Annotated in this window: 1 protein-coding gene; it reads left to right on the top strand. The window is 45.0% G+C overall.

Annotated elements, in window-relative coordinates; all coding sequences use genetic code 11:
* Positions 1 to 286: 286 nt before the first annotated feature.
* Positions 287 to 951 (top strand): thiamine pyrophosphate-binding protein (locus tag A3735_RS05745; protein WP_255375137.1); only part of this gene is annotated, 665 nt, incomplete at its 3' end.

Below are 951 nucleotides of genomic sequence, written 5' to 3'. Positions count from 1 at the left end.
GGTTGCTTTTTCTAGGGTTTTACAAGTGTCGTTTTTCAACGTTAATCGTTTGACGGTAATAGTATCCCCCAGCGTATTTGAGCTTCTTACTTTGCTTGATAGAAAATGTAAGAGGCAGTGGTAAAACAGGAGTCTAGCATGACATAAAAGTGCTGGACTTTATGGCGAAACTCTACGCCAAATTTACCATCAAAGTAACGCTAGATTGCATCCAGTGCACTTCCAAAAGAAGTGAGAGTTAACTCGGATTAAGCTTCCATAAACTATTTAACAGAAGGTAATTATCGTGGAGCTATTATCTGGCGCCGATATGATTGCTCGTTTTTTACAAGACGAGGGTGTCGAGTACATATACGGTTATCCTGGTGGTGCAGCGCTGCATATTTATGATGCGCTTTTCAGACAGGATAAAGTTGAACATATTTTGGTTCGTCATGAGCAGGCAGCTGTTCATATGGCGGATGGTTACGCGCGAGCGTCTGGTAAGGCGGGTGTCGTGCTCGTTACGTCTGGACCTGGTGCGACGAATACAATTACAGGTATTGCTACAGCCTTTATGGATTCTATTCCAATGGTTGTGCTTTGCGGGCAGGTGCCTTCAACCTTAATTGGTGAAGATGCTTTTCAGGAAACCGATATGATGGGCGTATCTCGTCCTGTTGTTAAGCATAATATGGCTGTAAGGCATGCCTCAGAAATACCAGAGGTCTTGAAAAAGGCTTTCTATATTGCGCAGTCGGGTCGTCCGGGGCCGGTTGTTGTGGATATTCCTAAGGATATGACGGCGCCAAATGAACGTTTTGAATACGTTTACCCCAAAAAGGTGAAGTTGCGTTCTTATACGCCGCCGGTAAGAGGGCATTCTGGTCAGATTAAGAAAGCGGTCGATATGTTATTGGCAGCTAAGCGTCCGGTAATCTATGCGGGTGGTGGTGTTATTCTGGGGCAAGC

Source organism: Oleiphilus sp. HI0061, assembly GCF_001635675.1.
Note: the sequence above shows the minus strand (reverse complement) of the source record. Positions and strands in the feature narration are given on the sequence as shown.